This window comes from Anaerotignum sp. (assembly GCF_045122575.1).
In the GTDB taxonomy this organism is placed as follows: domain Bacteria; phylum Bacillota; class Clostridia; order Lachnospirales; family Anaerotignaceae; genus Anaerotignum_A.
Genome location: NZ_JBGVHV010000110.1, coordinates 1 through 20,869, shown reverse-complemented (window position 1 = coordinate 20,869; position 20,869 = coordinate 1). Strand labels below are relative to the sequence as shown.

General features: G+C 47.9%; 22 protein-coding genes. All 22 read right to left on the bottom strand.

What is annotated here, in order from left to right:
* Positions 1 to 315 precede the first annotated feature (315 nt).
* Positions 316 to 1,029, bottom strand: coding sequence for a ComF family protein (locus ACJMLT_RS05345; protein WP_405727702.1), 714 nt, complete (start codon positions 1,027 to 1,029; stop codon positions 316 to 318).
* Positions 1,026 to 3,293 carry an SF1B family DNA helicase RecD2 gene (locus tag ACJMLT_RS05340; RefSeq protein WP_405727699.1) on the bottom strand — a complete coding sequence of 756 codons (2,268 nt, stop codon included), beginning with the start codon at positions 3,291 to 3,293 and terminating at the stop codon, positions 1,026 to 1,028. The genes ACJMLT_RS05345 and ACJMLT_RS05340 overlap by 4 nt, the downstream gene beginning before the upstream one ends.
* Positions 3,294 to 3,373: 80 nt before the next feature.
* The gene (locus ACJMLT_RS05335) at positions 3,374 to 4,048 is read right to left on the bottom strand and encodes a DUF2461 domain-containing protein (RefSeq protein ID WP_405727696.1); all 675 of its coding nucleotides are present in this window, start codon (positions 4,046 to 4,048) and stop codon (positions 3,374 to 3,376) included.
* A 69-nt stretch (positions 4,049 to 4,117) separates the two neighbouring features.
* Positions 4,118 to 5,506, bottom strand: a complete 1,389-nt coding sequence (locus ACJMLT_RS05330; protein ID WP_405727693.1) for a glycine--tRNA ligase — start codon at positions 5,504 to 5,506, stop codon at positions 4,118 to 4,120.
* A gap of 471 nt (positions 5,507 to 5,977) precedes the next feature.
* A complete protein-coding gene (gene recO / locus ACJMLT_RS05325; protein ID WP_405727690.1) occupies positions 5,978 to 6,703 on the bottom strand; it encodes a DNA repair protein RecO in 726 nt (241 codons plus the stop codon).
* 21 nt (positions 6,704 to 6,724) lie between these two features.
* Complete coding sequence (locus tag ACJMLT_RS05320; protein WP_405727687.1) at positions 6,725 to 6,874, bottom strand: hypothetical protein; 150 nt, start codon at positions 6,872 to 6,874, stop codon at positions 6,725 to 6,727.
* Positions 6,875 to 7,024: 150 nt separating this feature from the next.
* Complete coding sequence (gene era / locus ACJMLT_RS05315) at positions 7,025 to 7,927, bottom strand: GTPase Era (protein WP_405727684.1); 903 nt, start codon at positions 7,925 to 7,927, stop codon at positions 7,025 to 7,027.
* Positions 7,924 to 8,403 carry a hypothetical protein gene (locus ACJMLT_RS05310; RefSeq protein ID WP_405727682.1) on the bottom strand — a complete coding sequence of 160 codons (480 nt, stop codon included), beginning with the start codon at positions 8,401 to 8,403 and terminating at the stop codon, positions 7,924 to 7,926. The genes era and ACJMLT_RS05310 overlap by 4 nt, the downstream gene beginning before the upstream one ends.
* Before the next feature lie 16 nt (positions 8,404 to 8,419).
* Positions 8,420 to 8,995 carry a uracil-DNA glycosylase gene (locus tag ACJMLT_RS05305; RefSeq protein ID WP_405727679.1) on the bottom strand — a complete coding sequence of 192 codons (576 nt, stop codon included), beginning with the start codon at positions 8,993 to 8,995 and terminating at the stop codon, positions 8,420 to 8,422.
* Positions 8,996 to 9,011: 16 nt separating this feature from the next.
* Positions 9,012 to 9,404, bottom strand: a complete 393-nt coding sequence (cdd, locus tag ACJMLT_RS05300) for a cytidine deaminase (RefSeq protein WP_405727676.1) — start codon at positions 9,402 to 9,404, stop codon at positions 9,012 to 9,014.
* Positions 9,405 to 9,416: 12 nt separating this feature from the next.
* Entirely contained in the window at positions 9,417 to 9,887 is a 471-nt protein-coding gene (gene ybeY / locus ACJMLT_RS05295; protein ID WP_405727673.1) for an rRNA maturation RNase YbeY, read from the bottom strand.
* On the bottom strand, positions 9,871 to 12,021 hold the full coding sequence (locus ACJMLT_RS05290) for an HD family phosphohydrolase (protein WP_405727670.1): 2,151 nt from the start codon (positions 12,019 to 12,021) through the stop codon (positions 9,871 to 9,873). Before ACJMLT_RS05290 ends, ybeY begins: the two co-directional genes overlap by 17 nt.
* Positions 11,990 to 12,988, bottom strand: coding sequence for a PhoH family protein (locus ACJMLT_RS05285; RefSeq protein WP_405727667.1), 999 nt, complete (start codon positions 12,986 to 12,988; stop codon positions 11,990 to 11,992). The genes ACJMLT_RS05290 and ACJMLT_RS05285 overlap by 32 nt, the downstream gene beginning before the upstream one ends.
* On the bottom strand, positions 12,978 to 14,273 hold the full coding sequence (yqfD, locus tag ACJMLT_RS05280; RefSeq protein WP_405727726.1) for a sporulation protein YqfD: 1,296 nt from the start codon (positions 14,271 to 14,273) through the stop codon (positions 12,978 to 12,980). Before yqfD ends, ACJMLT_RS05285 begins: the two co-directional genes overlap by 11 nt.
* On the bottom strand, positions 14,225 to 14,488 hold the full coding sequence (yqfC, locus tag ACJMLT_RS05275; RefSeq protein ID WP_405727664.1) for a sporulation protein YqfC: 264 nt from the start codon (positions 14,486 to 14,488) through the stop codon (positions 14,225 to 14,227). Before yqfC ends, yqfD begins: the two co-directional genes overlap by 49 nt.
* A 103-nt stretch (positions 14,489 to 14,591) precedes the next feature.
* Positions 14,592 to 15,386, bottom strand: coding sequence for an ABC transporter ATP-binding protein (locus ACJMLT_RS05270; RefSeq protein WP_405727661.1), 795 nt, complete (start codon positions 15,384 to 15,386; stop codon positions 14,592 to 14,594).
* Positions 15,379 to 16,290: an ABC transporter permease gene (locus ACJMLT_RS05265; RefSeq protein WP_405727658.1), complete on the bottom strand. Its 912-nt coding sequence runs from the start codon at positions 16,288 to 16,290 to the stop codon at positions 15,379 to 15,381. Before ACJMLT_RS05265 ends, ACJMLT_RS05270 begins: the two co-directional genes overlap by 8 nt.
* A gap of 213 nt (positions 16,291 to 16,503) precedes the next feature.
* Positions 16,504 to 17,481 (bottom strand): ABC transporter substrate-binding protein, encoded by a 978-nt coding sequence (locus tag ACJMLT_RS05260; protein ID WP_405727655.1) that lies wholly within the window; start codon positions 17,479 to 17,481, stop codon positions 16,504 to 16,506.
* Positions 17,482 to 17,833: 352 nt separating this feature from the next.
* Positions 17,834 to 18,802, bottom strand: a complete 969-nt coding sequence (locus ACJMLT_RS05255) for an ABC transporter substrate-binding protein (RefSeq protein ID WP_405727652.1) — start codon at positions 18,800 to 18,802, stop codon at positions 17,834 to 17,836.
* 217 nt (positions 18,803 to 19,019) lie between these two features.
* Positions 19,020 to 19,469 carry a GatB/YqeY domain-containing protein gene (locus ACJMLT_RS05250; RefSeq protein ID WP_405727649.1) on the bottom strand — a complete coding sequence of 150 codons (450 nt, stop codon included), beginning with the start codon at positions 19,467 to 19,469 and terminating at the stop codon, positions 19,020 to 19,022.
* A 154-nt stretch (positions 19,470 to 19,623) separates the two neighbouring features.
* Entirely contained in the window at positions 19,624 to 19,800 is a 177-nt protein-coding gene (gene rpsU / locus ACJMLT_RS05245; protein ID WP_016406744.1) for a 30S ribosomal protein S21, read from the bottom strand.
* Between the two features lie 207 nt (positions 19,801 to 20,007).
* Positions 20,008 to 20,869, bottom strand: an 862-nt coding sequence (locus tag ACJMLT_RS05240; RefSeq protein WP_405727645.1) for an alpha amylase C-terminal domain-containing protein, incomplete at its 5' end; no start/stop codon positions are given.

The window sequence follows — 20,869 nt, the reverse complement described above, 5'->3', positions numbered from 1 at the left end:
CAAAAAATCATACAACTGAGAACCGAAAAAACCCTTGATTTTTTCGGTCAATTTGCTCCGCAAATTGTCCCTAAAAGCAAATTCACTGTCCGCCCCTGCAAGCAGTTTCGACAGTGATTTCTTTTAGGTATTTTCTCCGCTTTTATGCTATTATACTCGTTTTTTCACTTATTTACAAACAAAACTTACAAAAAAACGACCATTCTCCATCAAAAAACAGAATAACCGCTATAAGTACAGTATGCCCCTGTTCCTTCTTTTCATTCCTGCAAAAAAGGTGTCCGCCATAAGACAGACACCTTATCCATTCTGTTTTTATTCTGCCCCTGCTACGGAAAGGACAAACACCATCACTTCCCGTGCACCTGCGCGATATAATTCCTTCGCACACTCCCTGCAGGTGGTGCCTGTCGTAAAAATATCATCCACCAGAAGGACACATTTTCCCGTAAAATCCGCTGTCGCTGCGAAAGCATCCTTCAGGTTCACTTTTCTTTCCTCCGGATCCAGTTCACTTTGGGCAATGGTTTCCCGTTTTCTTTCCAGTCCGTGTCGCTGAAAGGTCAGTCCTGTTTTCTCCGCGATCTTTTCGCAGAGGATATGGGTCTGGTTGAATCCGCGGAATTTTTCTTTTTTCGGATGAAGAGGAACAGAAACCAGCACATCCGCTTTCTCCAACAGTTCTTTATGGTTCTCCAGTAGCTCCTCTGCCATCAGGCGCCCCAGTCCTTCCCCAATGGTTTTATCTCCGTCATATTTGAACAGATGAATGGCCTTCCGCACCTTTTCATAAGGAAAGGCCCCGCAGACAGAATCGAAGGGAAAATGCTTCATACAGAAATCACAAAACCCGCCATTATTCGTTTTGCCGCCGCAATGGGGACATTTCTCCTGCGGAAGATAGGGGATGTCACTCCGACAATCTGCGCAAAGAACCCCCTGTCTTTCTTCCATCCTCAAAATTTCCCCACAAACCGCACATCTGGGCGGAAAAACCGTATCCAGCAGGATTGTTTTCAGACATTTCATTCTGCACCGCCTCCCAAAATCTCATCCCCATGCATAAAATCATGGAGGTTTTGGATCCTGCGGGCAAGCCCTGTGTACCGCTCCACTTCCTTGTCATTGCGAATCATGGCGGAAACCGTTTCCCGCAGACCGACCAGCACCACCAGCTGTTTCGCCCTGGTCACTGCCGTATAAAGCAGATTTCTTGTCATCAGCATAGGAGGACCGCTGTAAACAGGCAGAATCACCACAGGGTATTCACTGCCCTGGGATTTATGGATGGTGATGGCATAGGCCAGTTCCAGTTCTTCCAGCTGCCCAAAATCATAGTCTACAATCTTGCCGTCATCAAAGGCCACACGCATCTGTTCCGCATCATTGTCGATGGAAAGAACGATGCCCGCATCCCCGTTATACACACCGAGACCTTCGTCGTACCGCTTGCCGCTCCTGCAGTCATAGCATTTCCAGACGGTGTTGTAATTATTTTTGATCTGCATGACCTTATCCCCTTCGCGGAAGACGATCTGACGGAAATGCACTTCCCGTTTATCGAAAGCCGCTGGGTTCAATGTTTCCTGCAGAACAGTATTCAGATTCTGCACACCCAGTGTGCCTTTTCGCATAGGCGTTAAAATCTGCATATCGAAAAGGCCGTCGCAGCCTGTAAATTTCGGCAGACGCTTTGTGACCAGTTCCCGAATGGTCGATGCCACATCGTCGGCATAGGCACGGCGCATGAAGAAGAAGTCCGTTCCTTCTTCGTTCAGCACAGGCTCATCCCCCTGATTGATGCGATGGGCATTTCTGATGATGGCACTTTCCTGAGCCTGTCGGAAAACATGCTGCAGGCGCACCACTTTCAGCCGTTCACTGCGGATCATATCTTTCAGCACATTCCCTGCCCCCACGGAAGGCAGCTGATCCACGTCCCCCACAAAAATGATGCGGGAGCCGCTTTCCACCGCCCGCAGCAGTGCCTGCATCAGGGCAATATCCACCATGGAGCTTTCGTCAACGATGATCACATCGGCTTCAATGGGGTCATCTTCGTTTTTGTCAAAGGTCTGACGGCGGTTATCCTCGCCCATGAAATTGACACCCAGCAGACGATGGATGGTCTGGGCTTCCACCCCTGTTGCCTCTGTCATGCGCTTTGCCGCACGGCCTGTGGGCGCCGCAAGGACCACTTCCTGTTCTTCCTGCTGCAGGATACGGATGATGGTATTGATGGTCGTGGTTTTCCCGGTACCAGGGCCGCCTGTGATGATGAGTACACCATTGGACATGGCCTCTGCCACTGCCATTCGCTGTTCCAGTGCCAGCGTCACGCCCGTTTCCTTTTCCACACGGCGAATTTCTTTGGAGATATATTCCAGATCAGGGGCTTCATATTCTGCAGAAAGTTCCAGCAGGCGCTTTGCCACAGACATTTCCGCATAAAAATAATAATTCAGATAAACACAATCGGTCCCATCCATTTTTTCCTGCCAGATCTGACTGTCCACCTGCAGTTCCCGAATGGCATTTTCGATGGCAAGGGGATGCAGTTCCAACAGTTCCACACACTGATCGATGAGCTTTTCCTTGGGCAGGAAACAGTCCCCATTGCCTGCCGCATTATTCAGCACATACTTCACCGCCGCCTTCACGCGGTTGGGGTCATCGGCAGAAATACCCGCCCCTGCAGCCATTTTATCTGCCATTTTAAAGCCGATCCCCACCACATCATCGGCCAGACGGTAAGGGTTATTTTTCACGATATCAAAGGTGCGTCCTTTATATTTTTTATAAATACGCATGGCATAGGCAGGAGAGATATCAAAGCCCTGCAGGAACATCATCGCTCTGCGCAGTTCGTGCTGTTCGCAGAAAGCTTCGGAAATCTTCTGGGCTTTATCATAGCTGATGCCCTTGATCTCCGTCAGCATATCCGGCTTTTCTTCGATGACATAAAAAGTCGCCTCCCCGAAACGTTCCACGATACGCTTTGCCGTTTTCGCCCCGATCCCCTTGATGAGGCCGGAGGAAAGGTATTTTTCCATCCCTGCTGCGGTGGCAGGCATGGCCTTTTCGTAATACTGCACCTGCACCTGCCTGCCGTAAAGGGCGTGCATCGTCCAGCTGCCGCGGATCTCCAGCGTTTCGCCGCTGTGAATATCGGGGACGGTGCCTACGCAGGTCACCTCGTCATCCTCTGTGGTCAAAGTAAAAACCGTATAGCCGTTGTCCTTATTCTGATAAATGATATCCTCTACTTCGCCTGTAAATTTCAGATCTTCCATGCCTTTCACCTCCTTTTATTCTGAAAAGAGTATACCACACCAAACAAAAAAAGGGAACAATAGTTCCCTTTTTCTTGTGATTATTCTGCTTCAATTTCGCTGAGAAAGGCGTACATCCCCTTCAGTCTTGCCCATTCTTCCGCCAGAAACTGCGGCAGATCGGGGCTGAAAACCATTTCTTCCAGAGGGCCGCCTGCTGCCATCAGCACATCTTTTTTCTTATACCACTGCTGCGAAAGAGGGTCAAGAGATTCGTTTTTGATTTTCTTGTATTCTTCCCCCTGCAGGGTAAACAGAGGGTCTTTGTCGATTTTCTTCGCCAGACGCAGGAAAGCCGCAGGGTTGCTTTCGATTTTCTTGCGATATGCCGCCAGATAAGCAGGCTTTGCACACCACATGCCCAGACCATGGCTAAACCCTTCCGGCTCCAGTTCGAAATAGAAGGAGGGATGCTCTTTCCATTCCGTACCGCGGTATTTCTCATCATAGAACACCACCCAGCGGTTGGGGCGGTAGGGGCTTTTATCCTTGCTGTAACGAATGTCGCGGTTGATACGGGAAACGGAGAATTTCGCCTTTTCCCCGCAGAACATAGGGCTCAGCTCTGCCAGTTCCGCCGCAAAGGCATCAAAAGGTTCTTTCAGTACCCTTTTATAGCGGTCACGGTTCTGCTCCATCCATTCCTTGCTGTTGTTCATGCGAAGTTCCCACATGAAATCTATGGTTTCAGGCTGAAAGCCTTCGAATTTTTTCATTTTATCACCTCATTTCTATTTTACCACAAAAAAAGACTTGGCATAGCCAAGTCTTTTTGATTTTTTAAATTAGAATTCCATTTTTTCTTTCAGGTAGGATACCAGATCAGCGATAGGCATTCTCACCTGTTCCATTGTGTCTCTGTCACGAACAGTTACACACTGGTCTTCAACGGATTCGAAGTCATATGTGATACAGAAAGGTGTACCAGCTTCGTCCTGTCTTCTGTAACGTTTACCGATAGAACCTGCATCATCGTAATCGCAGTTGAATTCTTTTGCGATCATTGCGTAAACTTCACCAGCCTGTTCTGCCAGCTTTTTGCTCAGAGGCAGTACAGCCGCTTTGATGGGAGCCAGCGCAGGATGGAATTTCAGTACTGTTCTTACATCATTTTCGCCCACTTCTTCTTCGTGGTAAGCGTCGCACAGGAATGCCAGTGTGACACGGTCCGCACCAACGGAGGGTTCGATGCAGTAAGGAACGTATTTTTCGTTCTTTGCCTGATCGAAGTATGTCATATCTTCGCCGCTTGTGTTCTGGTGGCATGTCAGGTCATAGTCTGTTCTGTCAGCAATGCCCCACAGTTCGCCCCAGCCGAAGGGGAATCTGTATTCAATGTCTGTTGTGCCTTTGGAGTAGTGGGACAGTTCTTCGGGAGAGTGGTCTCTCAGTCTCATGTGTTCTTCTGTCATACCCAGGCTCAGCAGGAAGTTTTTGCAGTAGCTTCTCCAGTAATCCAGCCATTCCAGATCTGTGCCGGGTTCACAGAAGAATTCCAGTTCCATCTGTTCAAATTCTCTTGTTCTGAATGTGAAGTTACCGGGTGTGATTTCATTACGGAAAGATTTACCGATCTGGCCGATACCGAAAGGCAGTTTCTTTCTTGCTGTTCTCTGTACGTTTTTGAAGTTTACGAAGATACCCTGTGCTGTTTCGGGACGCAGGTAAACAACGTTTTTCGCGTCTTCTGTTACGCCCTGGAATGTTTTGAACATCAGGTTGAACTGACGGATATCTGTGAAGTTATGAGCACCGCAGGAAGGGCAGCATACGTTGTGTTCGTCTACGAATGCTTTCATTTCGTCGTTGCTCCAACCGTCAACGATCTGTTCGGGCATATTGTTTGCTGCGATATGGTCTTCGATCAGTTTATCTGCTCTGAAACGTTCTTTACATTCTTTACAGTCCATCAGAGGGTCGGAGAAGCCGCCAACGTGACCGGAAGCCACCCATGTCTGGGGGTTCATCAGGATCGCGGAGTCCATACCAACGTTCATGGGGTTTTCCTGGATGAATTTTTTCCACCATGCTTTTTTCATGTTGTTTTTCAGTTCCACACCCAGAGGGCCGTAATCCCATGTATTTGCCAGACCGCCGTAAATTTCGGAGCCGGGGTATACAAAACCTCTGTTTTTAGCCAATGCTACGATTTTTTCCATAGATTCTACTGCCATTTTAAATTCCTCCTTTTCTCGGGACGCTGTCCCGAACCCTGCAAGGGAATGATTCCCTTGACCCTATACGAAATCAAACTCTGTTTGATTTCAAGGGATAAATGATAAGTTTCTTTGCAAGGGACGAATAAATAAAAAAGCCTTCATCCTCCTGCCGTTAAGCAAGGGACGAAAGCTGTATAATCTTCCGCGGTTCCACCCTCGTTGACTGCTGCTGGTTTGCATCAGCCCTCTTTTGTGAAAAAACTGCTCCAAAGTGCCTTTCTCTGGTTCCGACTGTTATCTCACACCAACCGATAACTCTCTGAAAATCCTCCGCAGATACTCCTCTTTTTCATCGCAGCGTTTTATGAACTTGTGGTCTATGATAACGCTTTTCACCCGCCTTGTCAAGGTGAAAAACTGCACTTAATTCCGAACCTTTTCCATCACCCATGTACAATTTTCCACAAAAGATGAACAGGATTTCAGTTACTGTTCAAAAAAATCGCGGCTTTTCAATCGCACATCCATATGTACATCCATATAGTTTTTCAGGATCACAGATAATTGCTCCAGCGCCTCCGCGGATAGATGAAAGCCAAACACAGCCTTGCCTTCTTTGGACAATACATGATGAAAGGCTTTCCGCACTGCGTCATATACGAAAATGCTGTTTCCGGTGCGATGCGCTTCGCAGAAAAAAGCCCCCAGCCTGCCGTCGAAATAGATATCTCCATTACTTTCGCCGCAGATATGACATTCCTCCGGCGCAAACAGCCCGTTGATCTGCAGCAGCTTCAATTCGAAAATACGGGAGACCAGCTTCGGGGGCAGTATGCCTTTTTCCATGACAGAAAAAGCATAATACAACAGTTCCAGCACCTCATCCTGCTCCATCCCCGCGGGGCAGCTGCGGTCTACCAGTTCCGTCAGATACATGGCCTCAGAAAATTTATCAATATCCATTCTGAGGTCATAAAAGCTTCTCTGCAGCTCCGCTTGATTGATGGAATAAAAGCCGTTGCCTTCATAAACGACGAAATCGGCATAGCAGAACAGCTGCGTCGCCGCCAAAAGCCTGCTCTTGACATTACGGGCTCCGCGGGCAGACAAAACCACACGCCCCACGCCCTTCGCCAGAAGGACGATCTGCTTGTTGCTTTCGCCTTTCACCTGTTCCCGTATGACAATGCCGCTCAGCTTTTCTGTTCCCATAGCCGACCTCGTTTCAAATCTTTAATAAAACTTCTTGAATCTGGATGATCCTTCTATGCGGCGGCGGGGGTTTTCCGCCTGCTCCGCTGTATATCTGCAGTAGCGCAGGTAATCCTCCACCTGCCCTGTCTGCAAAAATTTCCGCCAGTATGCCTGCTCTTGTTCGGTCATGATCCCATCCCCTTTCTGAGGATATCATGCGAAAATAATTCCTTTGACATACTGTAAAAATCCTTCCAAGAAACGTAGGTTCTTGGCATATAAGGGTGCAGGGAAATTATTTCCCTGCTGGGGTTTGGGGTAAAACCCCAAGAAAGGTCTTTAAATATTTTTCTTATCGTAACCGAAGTTTTTCAGCAGGAAATCGCTGTCTCTCCAGTCTTTCTTCACTTTTACCCAAAGCTGCAGATAAATGGGAGAACCCAAAAGTCTCTGCATATCATATCTGGCTGTGGAACCGATGCGTTTCAGCATAGACCCCTGTTTGCCGATAATGATCCCCTTATGGGAATCTCTTTCGCAATAAATGGTCGCCTGTACGTCTACCATATCCTGATCGGGACGTTTCTTCATGGACATGATCTCTACCGCGATGCCATGAGGCACTTCATCCTGCAGCAGATACAGCGCTTTTTCACGGATGATTTCAGATGCGATCTGTCTTTCGGGCTGGTCTGTTACCATATCCCCAGGGAAGTACTGGGGGCCTTCGGGCAGATATTTTTTGATAACATTCAAGAGTTCCTCTGTATTTCTGTCCTTCATGGCAGAAATAGGTACGATCTCTGCAAAGTTATACAGTTTGCTGTAAGTGGTGATGACTTCCAGCAGTGTGTCTCTTTCTATAGTATCGATCTTATTGATGACCAGTACCACGGGTGTTTTTACGTTTTGGATGCGTTCCAGCACATACTGATCCTGTGGGCCTACTTCTGTGGTAGGTTCGATCAGCATCAGCACCAGATCCACTTCATTGAATGTTGTTTCCGCAGAACGTACCATATATTCGCCCAGTTTAGATTTCGCTTTATGGATACCGGGTGTATCCAGAAATACGCACTGGAAATCGTCCTTTGTCAGGATCGTTGTGATCTTGTTTCTGGTTGTCTGGGGTTTATGGGATGTAATAGCGATCTTTTCGCCAACCAGACAGTTCATCAGCGTGGATTTGCCCACATTGGGTCTGCCGATCAGAGAAACAAAACCGGAGTGAAATTTTTTCATTCGATTTCCACACCTCTTTCTTTCAGCATTGCAGCCTGTTCCTTCAGGAAAATTTCATCTTTTACTTCCCAGTCTTTTGCCATATCCAAGAGCAGCATATACTGCAGCCATCTTTCATTCTTTGTATCAATATCTTCCTGTGTCAGGCCTTTGATCAGACACAGTGCCTGATAATATTTCATGCCGTTTTCCGCTGTCATATATTCGGAATTCATGCCCAGAACCACATGGATCTTGTTTGTGTGGGGCAGGCGGTATCTTCTGATATCATCCTGAAAGTTTGTGACATCTTTGCCCATCATTTTTGCAAAGGCTACCGCTTCTTTGTAATGCACCATCAGTTCGGATTCTGCGATCATTACACGGAAAGCGCCCCAGTTTTCTTCGATATACTGTACCACTTCTTCCATTGTTCTTGCATTGGGTTTTACTTCCACATCTGCAAATTTTGCTTTCAATGCATCTAAGCCACTCATGTTTCCATCCTCCTGTTTATTGTTCCGTTTTTCCCTTCAGCTCGTCCCATTTTGCGCGGATGGCCTTCATATCCTCCCACGCCGGACGCTTTTTCGTTTCATCCCTGAGCAATGCAGAGGGATGGTATGTAGCGATCATATGATACCCTTTTCTCTCAAACCACTGTCCGCGCTGTTTCGTGATCTTGAAATCCGGGTCGATGATAGTGGTTGCGGCGATCCGTCCCAGACAGACGATGATTTTGGGCTGTATCAGCATCAGCTGATATCTGAGATAATTCAGACAGGCCTCTTTTTCATCCTCATGGGGATCACGATTGCCGGGGGGACGGCATTTCACCACATTGCCGATATACACATCCTCCAGAGACAGGCCAACACTTGCCAGCATCTTATCCAGTAACTGTCCCGCAGGGCCTACGAAGGGCAAGCCCTGCAGATCTTCCTGCTGGCCGGGGCCCTCCCCGATGAACAGAATATCCGCATTGCGGTTTCCTTTGCCGATGACCACATTGGTACGCATTTCCGCCAATCTGCACTTATGACAGGAAAGGCATGCGCCCTCCAGTGTTTCCCAGCTTTTTTCCGCCATAGTTCCACCTTTTTTCTTACTTGATATCCTTGCTGCTAAAGCCACAAGGCAGTAACTCTCTAACTAAATATGTTACCATACCCTTTTCCTCGCTGTCCAGAATGACTTTCCCATCGGGCATAAATTCTGCCAGCACCTGTCGGCAGATGCCGCAGGGAGACGCATAATCGCCACTGCTCGCTACAACAGCGATCGCTTCAAACTCTCTGTACCCTTCAGAGACAGCCTTGAAAATGGCTGTTCGCTCCGCGCAGTTTGTGGCACCGTAAGAAGCATTTTCCACATTACAGCCTGTGAATACTCTGCCATCCTTTGCCAGAACAGCCGCCCCTACTTTGAATTTGGAATAGGGAGAATAGGCATATTCCATGGCTTCCTTTGCCAAAACCACCAGTTCTTTTTCTGTCATAAGAACCACCTCTTATTCTCTTGGGAACCCCGCTTGCAGTAAAATCTCCTTCTGTCTGCCAAACATTTCCGCTTCTTCTTCCGGCTCCATGTGGTCATAGCCCAGCAAATGCAGCATGCTGTGGGCAGTCAGGAAAGCAATTTCTCTTTTCAGGGAATGGCCGTATTCCTCCGCCTGTTCTCTGGCTCTTTCCAGAGAAATGATGATATCCCCCAGAATGATCTCGTCGTTTTCGTTCACTTCCGCTTCTTCCCCTTCTTCGAAGGTCAGCATGGGGAAGCTGAGGACGTCTGTTGCCCTGTCGATATTTCGGAACTGCTTGTTGATCTGACGAATTTCCTCGTTATCTACAATGGAAACGCTGATCTCACAGTTTTCATCAAATTCTTCATATTTCAGAGATTCTGCCGCGGCTCTGCGAATGGCATCCTCCAGTTCTGCCGTCAGTATTTCCTCTGTTCTGTTATCAATCAGTAGATTCACGGTTTTCTTCCTCTCTCTTTTCTTCTTCCTTTTCTTCCGCTTCGGCGGATTTCAGTTTTGCCGCCGCAATTTCCTCCTGTTTGGGATATGCCACTCTTTCATGGTACATACCGTGGAACACTTTGATAAAGGCTTTTCGGATGATCTCCAGTTCGTGGATCCCCAGTCCGCTGTGATCCAGCTGGCCATCGTCCAGTTTATCCTTGATCAGCGTTTTCACCAGATTTTCCGCTTCCTCCAGCGTCTTACCGCTGCCCAGAACGGAACGCACCGCCGCTTCCACCGTATCTGCCAGCATGACCACTGCAGATTCACGGGAAGAGGGGATGGTTCCCTGATAGCGGTAGTCTTCTTCCTTCACGTTTTCCGCCCCATAGGCTTTCAGTGCCTTGAAATAGAAGAACTTCACAAGGCCTGTCCCATGATGTTCCCGAATGATATCGATGATGACACGGGGCAGTCCATATTCCAGCCCCATTTCCACGCCGTTTTTCGGGTGCTGGGTGATGATCTTTGCACTGGTTTCCGGCGCAAGGTCATCGTGAACATTATACCCGGACTGATTTTCCGAAAACATCTGCGAATTTTTCAGTTTGCCGATATCGTGATAATAGGCCCCTGCCCTTGCCAGTGCCGTGTTGGCACCGATCTCATAGGCCGCCGTTTCCGCAAGGTTGGCAACGATGAGACTGTGGTGATACGTCCCCGGTGCCTCGATCATCAGTCGGCGCAGCACTTCGTTGTTGGGATTGGTCAGTTCCAGCAGGCGGTGGGGCGTATTGGCTTCAAAGGCCGCTTCCCAGAAGGGCAGACTGCCCACTGCGATGATCACAGATACCACACCCATAATGGCCCCGAAAACACATTTCGCCAGCAGACCTGCGGAATAGCCGTTTTCAAAAAACAGTCCTCCGCCAAACATAGCCGCAAAGCTGACCGCTGCCATAGCCGCAGCCACAGGCATGATATAGCGGCGCTGGTCTGTTTTCTGGATCAGCAGCGCACCCATGGTCCCTACCAGCAGGGAATACATCAGAAACTGCACATCTCCGTTAAAGATAAAACATCCAATGATGCAGAACATAGAGTTCATGATCAATGCCACACGTCTGCCGATGAGCATGCTGACCAGCATGGCAAAAAGCCCCAGCGGGATAAGAGTAAAATAAGGGATCTGTGCCATCAGCCGCAGCAGAACCACCATGATCACATAAACAGTAAAGAGCATCTTCTCTTCGTTATATTTCAGTACAACGATGCCCTTTCCCCATTTGAAGAAAAGATACAGCGCACCAAAGACCACGGCAACCATCAGCAGACTGCCGAACAAAGGCAGTGCCGTGCCGGTATATTCTGCGCCGCCCACCAGGTTCAGGCTGACCAGTCTGTCGTAAATATCCTGCGTGATGATCTCGCCCTCATCCACGATCTTCTGGTTTTTGCGGATCATTACATTTTCCACTTCTGCCCGCTTGGCGTCTCTCGCCATTTCCATGGCTTCTTCATCCAGCACAAGGTTCGGCTCCAGTGCCGCATCAAAGACAGCCTCCGCCATGGTTTTCAGGTTGCTGTTCCATGCTGTACTTTTGAACACTTCCACCGCTGCCGTTCTGCCTTCTTCCAAAGCATCCGCCTTCACGCCGGCCCCATACACGCCGTTCATAGCATTGATGCAGTCTTCTGCAAAAAGCGTACGATTGCTCTTATTCAGCGCCGCATAGGCATCCAGCTGTTTTTCTGTCAGCACTACAGGCAGTTTCCATGGTGCTTCCAGCGCCTTTTCATAGAAACTTTCGTCATCCTTCAGTTTGGAAAGGATGCGGTTCAGTTCCTGAAACATTTCCTCCACTTCCGCACGGCTGTCTTCCTCCGCCACGGAATCATGCATATAGATGGGAGCGACACTGTCTGCCGCCGCTTCTTTCAATCGATTGGTCGTCACCTCATCAACGGCATCTCTTTCCGCCACATAGCGTTTTTCCGCCACGGCTCCCACCTGCACAGTGTCCGTTTCCATCACATGGGAACCGGTGCTGATGCAAAGCAGGGTCAGAATGGCCGCGATCACATACAAAATGCCCTGATGGGTCTTTTTTCCCTGTTTATTTAGGGAAACGTCTTTCTTTCTTGCCATCCTGATCGCCTCGTTTCTTATTCTCGAACTTTTCATATGCAAGGATGATCTTCTGCACCAGAGGGTGGCGCACAACGTCTTTGTTTGTTAATGTAATCTGGCCGATACCTTCGATCCCCGCCAGAATTTTTGTTGCTTCCGTCAGGCCGCTTTTCTTGCCTTCGCCCAGGTCGATCTGGGTCACGTCACCGGTGATGACCGCCTTAGAACCATAACCAATACGGGTCAGGAACATTTTCATCTGTTCCGGTGTAGTGTTCTGGGCTTCGTCCAGCACGATAAATGCATTATCCAGCGTTCTGCCGCGCATATATGCCAGAGGTGCCACTTCGATCAGGCCTTTTTCCATGTTTTTCATAAAGTTTTCCGCACCCATGATCTCATACAGAGCATCATACAAAGGGCGCAGATAAGGGTCAACCTTCTGCTGCAGGTCACCGGGCAGGAAACCCAGTTTTTCCCCTGCTTCGATGGCAGGACGGGTCAGGATGATACGGTTCACTTCGTTGTTTTTGAACGCTGTGATGGCCATGGCCATGGCAAGGTAGGTTTTCCCTGTGCCGGCAGGACCGATGCCGAATACCACCGTATTATTCTTGATCATATCCACATATTTCTTCTGCCCCAGTGTTTTGGGCTTCAGAGGTCTGCCGTTGACGGTGATACAGATCAGGTCATCATAGACCTTTTCCAGTTCCCGCACGTCGGATTCCTCCGCAGAAGCGATAAAGTATTCCAGATTCTGTTCTGTGATCTCTTCGCCCTTTCTTGCCAGCGCCGCCAGAGAATGCAGGATATTCCATGCTTTATGCACCTGCATTTCCTCCCCTGTGATCTTCACATCATCTCCGCGGTTGACAATGCTGACATGACACGCCTTTTCGATTTTTTTGATATTTGCATCAAACTGCCCGAACACAGGCAGGATGATATTGTTATCCATCTGCATCGTTCTTTCAAAACTCATTCAGATTTTCACGCTCCTTTTCTTTCGGTTCCGTCTTTTGTTTTTCCTCTATACGTTCCAATAGCGTCACCTCCGCTTCTGCGCGGACGCTGTCGGCATATTCTTCAAAATTGATTTTGATCTCTTCTATTTTACCGTAGTTCGACAATAAATTCTCTGTCTTTTTTCTTAAATTTTCTTCCAGAATCGATTTTGTTTCGTCTACCGTTCTTGTTTTCTCCAGAATTTCATATTCCTTCCAGATTTCTTTTTTGAAACGAAGGGGCAATGTAAAATCCCCCAAAGCCAGCGGCTGTTCCGAAAGCACCGTTTTTTCCCATTCTCCTTCCCCATCCGGGTGAATGATATCCAGTTCCTTTTCGGAAAAAAGAAGGCTGTGGTTTTCCTTTTCTACACCGCTGTAACGAATCTCTTCATACTGCAAGGGCATCTCTTCCGTCAGTCTCTGCCAGATTCGGGCCGTAACTGCCCCTTCTGCCGCCGTGTACTCCGTATGCTGTTCTTCTCCTTCCAGACCGATCAGAAGTTCCGAAGAAATCAGGATATCTCCCTTTTTCACCACATCGCCGGCCTGCACCTTTGGCGTACCCCTCTCCGCCGTGATCTGCACGATCACACCGTCCTGAGATGCAACGATATCACAGGGCGTTTCCCTGTCTACCCGTTCCGCCTTTGCAATGGTTTCCGCCAGTTTGATGGTCACATCCGTGCCTTTCACACCAACGCTGACCCATGAAATATCGGAAAACTGCAGCAGCAGCCCATTGGTAACAGCTTCCGTATCCACCCTTCGTTTCCATGCGCCGGGTTTCAATCCCATTTCCCCGCAGGCCAAAAGCAGTTCTTCTTCTGTCAGCCGTTCATTCCCCTCCACCTGTACCGTCCAGATAAAGGAGGAAAGCAGATACAGCCCTGCGGCAAAACACAATAGCCCTGCCGTCCAGACTTGTCTCCTGCGAAACCGCCGAAAAAAAACAGGCAGTCCGCCCCTTCCCAGAACTTCTATGGAACAGCCCGTCTTTTCCGCGCAGGCCTGCAGAATATCCAGACTGCCGCCTGCCGCTTTCATGGTCATGCCTGCGCCCTCTCTGGTCACATCCCAGAGACAGACCCCCCGAAAAGCTGCCATGTTCATAAACCGTTCCGCCGAAAAGCCCTTCGCCCTTATTCTAACATATCCACGTAAAGAATACCATAACGCCAGAAACAAATTCCTCCCCCCTATCGGTTTGCCCCTCAGGTCAAAAACTCCAGTTTTTCTATCCTTCCCGTCACCACCATACATTCTGCGGACAGCTGCTTCAGGCACATCCCCTTTCCCTGCAGCCACAATATTCCTGCCGCCGTGCCGATGCGCACCTGTGCTTCGTCATACTCCAGGATCCCTTTATAATTTTCTATGGTGACCTCCTCCTGCCCGATCAGAGAGATCAGCGGCAGATTCAGCATGATCTCCTTGGGCAGTTCCAAGGCTTCTGTCACGTTTTTCCGCAGTCCCATACGATCACCTCAAAGCCATTTGTTCAGTTTATGTCCTTACGGAAATAACTAGACATTGTCCTTGTTTTCCCCATAAAAAAAGCACTCTTTCGAGTGCTTTTCGTTAACCCAGCAATGCTCTGTCACTGGCAAATTCCTTACCGCTGGCAATGGTGAACTGTTTCAGCAGGTCATCTACGGTCAGGTTTTTCTTTTCTTCCCCTTTGATATCCAGAATGATCTTGCCGTCCCACATCATGATGAGGCGGTTACCATGGGCAATGGCATCCTTCATGTTATGTGTTACCATCAGGGCTGTCAGATTGTTTTCCGCAATGATCTTGTCGGAAAGTTCCAGAACCTTGGCTGCTGTTTTGGGGTCAAGGGCTGCTGTATGTTCGTCCAGCAGCAATAGTTTGGGTTTTTTCAATGTTGCCATCAAAAGTGTCAGTGCCTGTCTCTGACCGCCGGAAAGCAAACCTACCTTTGCACGCATACGGGTTTCCAGACCCAGATCCAGCATTTTCAGCAGTTCCACATATTCTGCTCTTTCTTTTTTGGTAATACCCCATCTGAAAGAGCGGCTCTTACCGCGGCGTTTTGCAATGGCCAGATTTTCTTCGATTTCCATATCCGCTGCTGTGCCATTCATAGGATCCTGGAAGACACGACCCAGATATGCTGCTCTTTTATGTTCGGGCAGATGTGTCACGTCCACACCGTCAATGATGACCTGACCCTCATCAATGGGCCATGCACCGGAAATCGCATTCAGCATAGTGGATTTCCCTGCGCCGTTACCGCCGATGATCGTTACAAAATCGCCTTCTTCCAGAACCAGATCGATGCCGTTCAGGGCTCTTTTTTCATTTACGGAGCCAGGATTGAATGTTTTATAGATACCTTTTAATTCAAGCATTCTTGCCGCCTCCTCTCTTGACATGGCTGGCGTTATATTTGCCCTTCAGATAAGGCACCGCCAGGAATACTGCTACGATCAGCGCACTGATCAGTTTCATATCTGTGGTTTCCAGACCCAGCCACAGTACCACTGCGATGACGCAGAAATATACGATGGCACCAAAAACGACCGCCGCCATACGCAGCATGTAGTTAAAGTATACCCATCTGCCCAGAACAACTTCACCGATGATAACCGATGCCAGACCGATAACGATGGCACCACGGCCCATATTTACGTCGGCATTACCCTGATACTGGGCATACAGACCACCAGCCAGAGCAACGACCCCGTTGGAGATCATCAGACCAAGGATCTTCATGTGGTCTGTGTTTGTGCCCTGCGCACGAGCCATGATCTCATTGCAGCCTGTGGCACGGAATACACGGCCAATTTCTGTACCATAGAAGCAGTACAGCAGAACGATCAATACCACGCAGAAGATCACGCCGATCAAAATTGCATGAGGAATATCACGCAGGCTCAGGATCAGGTCATATTTATCTACGCTAATCGCCTGATTGGATTTCCCCATAATACGCATATTTACAGAATACAGCCCCAGCTGAGTCAGAATACCTGCCAGAATACCAGGAATCCCAAAAGCAACGTGGAAAATACCTGTTGCCAGCCCTGCCAGCATGCCGGCAATGGTCGCACCGATCAGTGCTACATACACATTCTGACCGGAAAGCATCAGCATAACCGCTGTTGCACCACCTGTAGCAATGGAACCATCTACAGTCAGGTCTGCAAAATCCAGCACCTTATAGGTCATATAGACCCCAATTGCCATGACGCCCCAGATCAGCCCTTGGGCTACGGAACCGGGCAAAGCATTCAATAATGCCATAATGTTCATAAAAACACCCTCCTAAAATAAAATTATCTTATGTACCGCTATCCACATATCCTACATGGATAATCTTTCCGATTATACTCCTTCCTTCCCCATGATGCAAGCACATCTGTCGCCAAAAAACAGCGGAGCTAATCGCTCCGCCGTTTCTATCTCTCATAATTTTATCTTTTGTAGAAAGGGTTTAGGAATACATATGAAATCATGGATAGATTTTTATTCACCAATCGCTACCATGCCTTCGGGGATGACGATCTTCAGAGTTTCTGCAATTTCAGCATTGTATTTTTCTGTGATACCTTCGGAAACATATTCGATAGGCATTTCAGCGGGATTTGCACCGTTTACCAGAATTTCGTAAGCCATCTCCGCAGCTTTCACACCCAGATCGTAGTAGCTGATAGACAGTGTTGCCACACCGCAGCCGGAGCAGATGCCTTCTTCACCGGCAATGACGGGAACGCCTGCGGGAACTGCTACGTTTTTGATGATTTCTGTGTTATTTGCCATTGTGTTATCTGTAGGAACATACAGTACATCACATTCGCCGACTGCTTTTGTTACCACAGACTGTACTTCGTTGGAATCTGCCGCTGTGTATTCTGCCCATGCGATACCTGCTTTGTCCAGTTCTGCCTGCGCCAATTTGGACTGGTACAGAGAGTTAGGTTCTGCGGAGCAGTATACGATGCCGACTTTCTGTGCGTCGGGCACCAGTTCTGTCAGCATGGCGATCTGTTCATCAATGGGAGCCAGATCGGAGGCGCCTGTTACGTTTCTGCCGGGTGCTTCGTTGGAATCAACCACACCTGCTGTCACATAGTCTGTAACGGATGTACCAACGATGGGGATATCTGCCGTTGCAGCTGCTGCGGACTGCAGTGCTGTTGTTGCATTTGCCATGATCAGGTCAACGCCGTCAGAAACAAATTTTGTTGCGATAGTGGTGCAGTTTGTCTGTTCGCCCTGAGCGTTCTGATAATCGAATGTTACATTACCATCCAGCAGTTCTGTCAGTTTTTCCTGGAAACCCAGTGTTGCTGCATCCAGTGCAGGATGTTCCAGCTGCTGTACGATACCAACTGTATATTTGCCGGCTGCATCATCGGCAGATGCGTCGGAACCGCCGCCGCAGCCTGTCATTGCCATTGTAAGTGCCAGTGTTGCTGCAATTGTTTTCATCCATTTCTTCATGAAAGAACATCTCCTTTTTTTCTTCTGTGATTTTAAAACGCTTTAGCACTGCAACGCATATTCGCGTGTATGTGTTAAAGTCATTATAGCACTATCATTACCGATGTCAATAGCTTGTTTTAAATTTGATACAAGTTTTTTGTATACACCCTATTGTGCTAAACCTACAAAAACACCCTCTGGAAATATATGGTTATCCCACTCGTTTTGTATATTTTATCCAAACAAAGCACAATCCACGCCTCCGCGTCATTTCAAGAAAAAAGCGGAGCTTTTCCCGCTCCGCTATTCTGTTTTTCTTTTGTTCGTTTTCTAAATGCATTTTTCTTTCGTAAGATTTGATTGGAATCTCTTATTCTACCGCTGTCATACCTTCGGGAACGGTTACGCCCAGTGCTGCAGCAATTTCTGCGTTATATTTGGGTGTGATCCCTTCGGATACGAATTCTACAGACATTTCTGCAGGGTTCGCACCATTTACCAGAATTTCATAAGCCATTTCGCCCGCTCTTACGCCCAGATCATAGTAGCTGATGGACAGAGTGGACAGCGCGCCTTCTACACACATCTGTTCCGCACCTGCGAAGGAAGGAACACCTGCGGGAACAGTTACGTTCTTCACGATTTCCATGTTGTTCGCCAGAGTATTATCTGTAGGGATATAAACCGCACCGCATTCACTAACGGCATTGGTCAGTACTGCCTGAATTTCATTGGAATCTGCCACTGTGTAAACAGCATAATCTCTGCCCAGAGATTTCAGATATTTTTCTGCCAGTTCTGCCTGATAGATGGAGTTGGGTTCCGCAGAGCAGTAAACTACTGCCACTTTTGTATCTTCTGCGCAGAACTGCAGCAGAACATCGATCTGTGCATCAATGGAGGACAGGTCGGAAACCCCTGTTACGTTTCTGCCAGGTGCTTCGTTGGAATCAACCACGCCTGCTGTCACATAGTCTGTAACGGATGTACCAACGATGGGGATGTCTGCCGTTGCTGCATATGCAGACTGCAGTGCTGTTGTTGCGTTTGCCATGATCAGATCGCAGCCGTCAGAAACGAATTTTGTTGCGATGGTCGTGCAGTTTGTCTGTTCCCCCTGCGCATTCTGATAATCAAAGACTACGTCATCTCCCAAAAGTTCTTCCAATTTATCCTGGAAGCCCTGTGTCGCCGCATCCAGTGCCGCATGTTCCATTTGCTGGATAATACCTACTTTATAAGTTGCATTACTGCTTGCTGCATCTTCAGAACCGCCGCAACCTGTCATTACCATTGCCGCTGTCATCAGCAGAGCTGTCAGTTTTGTCATCTTTTTCATATAATTCCTCTCCTTTTATCTGCATCTAATTTTTAGATGTTCACTATCGATGTTTTGAATTATATCATGGTCATTTCTAATGTCAACACCAAATCGAATATTTCGATGCGGTGCATTTAAATTTCTGTTCATTCGATTTGTAGGACAACCGGAACGGTTCTTTCTGAACATAAAGAAAAGCCACAGACATACGTCTGTGGCTTTGAATTTTTGATCATTACTTGCCTGTGAGCAGTTTCTTCACCAGGGCACCAACAACTTTCATGTCAGCACGGCCTTTTACTTTAGGGTTTACAATACCCATGACCTTGCCCATTTCCTTAACGGAAGCTGCACCTGTTGCAGCGATCGCTTCTTCAACGATTTTTGTGATTTCTTCTTCGCTCAGCTGTTCAGGAAGGTAACCTAACAAAATTTCGATCTCTTTATTGAGTTTTTCGATCAGATCTTCTCTGCCGCTTTTGATAAAGTCGGGCAAGGAATCACGTCTGCTTTTCAGCTGTTTGGAAATAATATCCAGAACGCCTTCATCATCCAGTTCCACTTTGTTATCCTTTTCATACTGCAGGATACCGGAACGGATCAGCTGAACTGTGTCCTTTTTGAGAGTATCTTTCTCTTTCATTGCAGTCTTCAGATCTGCAAAGAGCTGTTCTTTTAATGACATATAATCATCCCTTTTCGCTCTAGATTAACTAAAAGCCGGCTTACGCCGAATGTTGATTCGTAAAACTTCGTTTTACTCATCACATCAGGTTTTCTCGTGTCTACATCAAAATGCCTGCAAGCAGTCATTTTATCTGCATCCACGGCAAACGCTTTTATCTGAATTTACGTTTTCTAGCAGCTTCGGATTTCTTTTTGCGTTTTACGCTGGGTTTGTCATAATGTTCTCTTTTGCGAACTTCGCCCATGATGCCATCTCTAGCACATGTTCTTTTGAAACGACGCAGTGCGCTGTCCAAGGATTCATTTTCTTTAACTTTTACCTCTGACATATTATTTCCCTCCCTCCCAGTGCGAGATTCGTTGATGATAAAATCGGGTGTGGCCACCTTTTTTTACCACACATTTAAGAATTATACACAAAAACCCGCTGCACGTCAATAAGAAACGTCGGATTTTCTGGAGAAAAATCGTCCCAGAGGCGCGAAAAACGAAAATTTGTCTTCAAAAGACTGTCCGGAAGCATAGCTTTTCTGCTATTATTCCTTTTCCGCTGCTTCTTTTTCTTCTTTCATTACGGGTGTTTCTTCCGCCTGAACGGGAGCAACTTCCTCTTTCATTACGCTTGCTTCCGCCTGCCCAGGAAAAACTTCCGCTTTCGCAGATGCTTCCGCTTTTTTCTTGGGGGCTGCTTTCTTTTTGGCAGGTGCCTTTTTTGCAGGTGCTTTTTTTGCTGCAGCCTTTTCTTCCTTTACAGCTTCTTCCTTCGCCGCGGGTTTCTTTTTCGCAGGCGCTTTTTTCTTTTTCGGAGGATCCACCTGTTCCAGGATCACCATGCCCAGAGGAGGCACGTCCAGAGATACGCTGTAAGGACAGCGGTTCCAGGGACGATCGCTGCTCTTCAGCGGTTCTGTGTTGATGATGCCGCTGCCGCCGAAACGTTCGTCGTCGGAGTTCAGGATTTCCTTATAAGTGCCCATGTGAGGTACACCCAGATTCATGCCATGATGAACAACAGGGGTAAAGTTACATACAAAGATCAGTTCCTTGCCCTTGCTGTTGCGGCGGATAAAGGATACCACAGAACTGTCTGCATCATCACATTCGATCCATTCGAAACCTTCAGGAGCGGAATCCAGTTCCCAGAAAGCACTTTCGTTCTGATACAGATGGTTCAGTTCTTTCATATATGCCTGCAGGTTTTTATGGTCTGCATACTGCAGCAGGTGCCAGTCCAGAGACTGACCTTCATACCATTCGTTATACTGACCGAATTCACCGCCCATAAACAGCAGTTTTTTACCGGGATGACCATACATGAAACCGTAGCTCAGACGCAGGTTTGCAAAGCTCTGCCAAGGGTCGCCGGGCATTTTGCCTACCATGGAGCTCTTTGTGTGT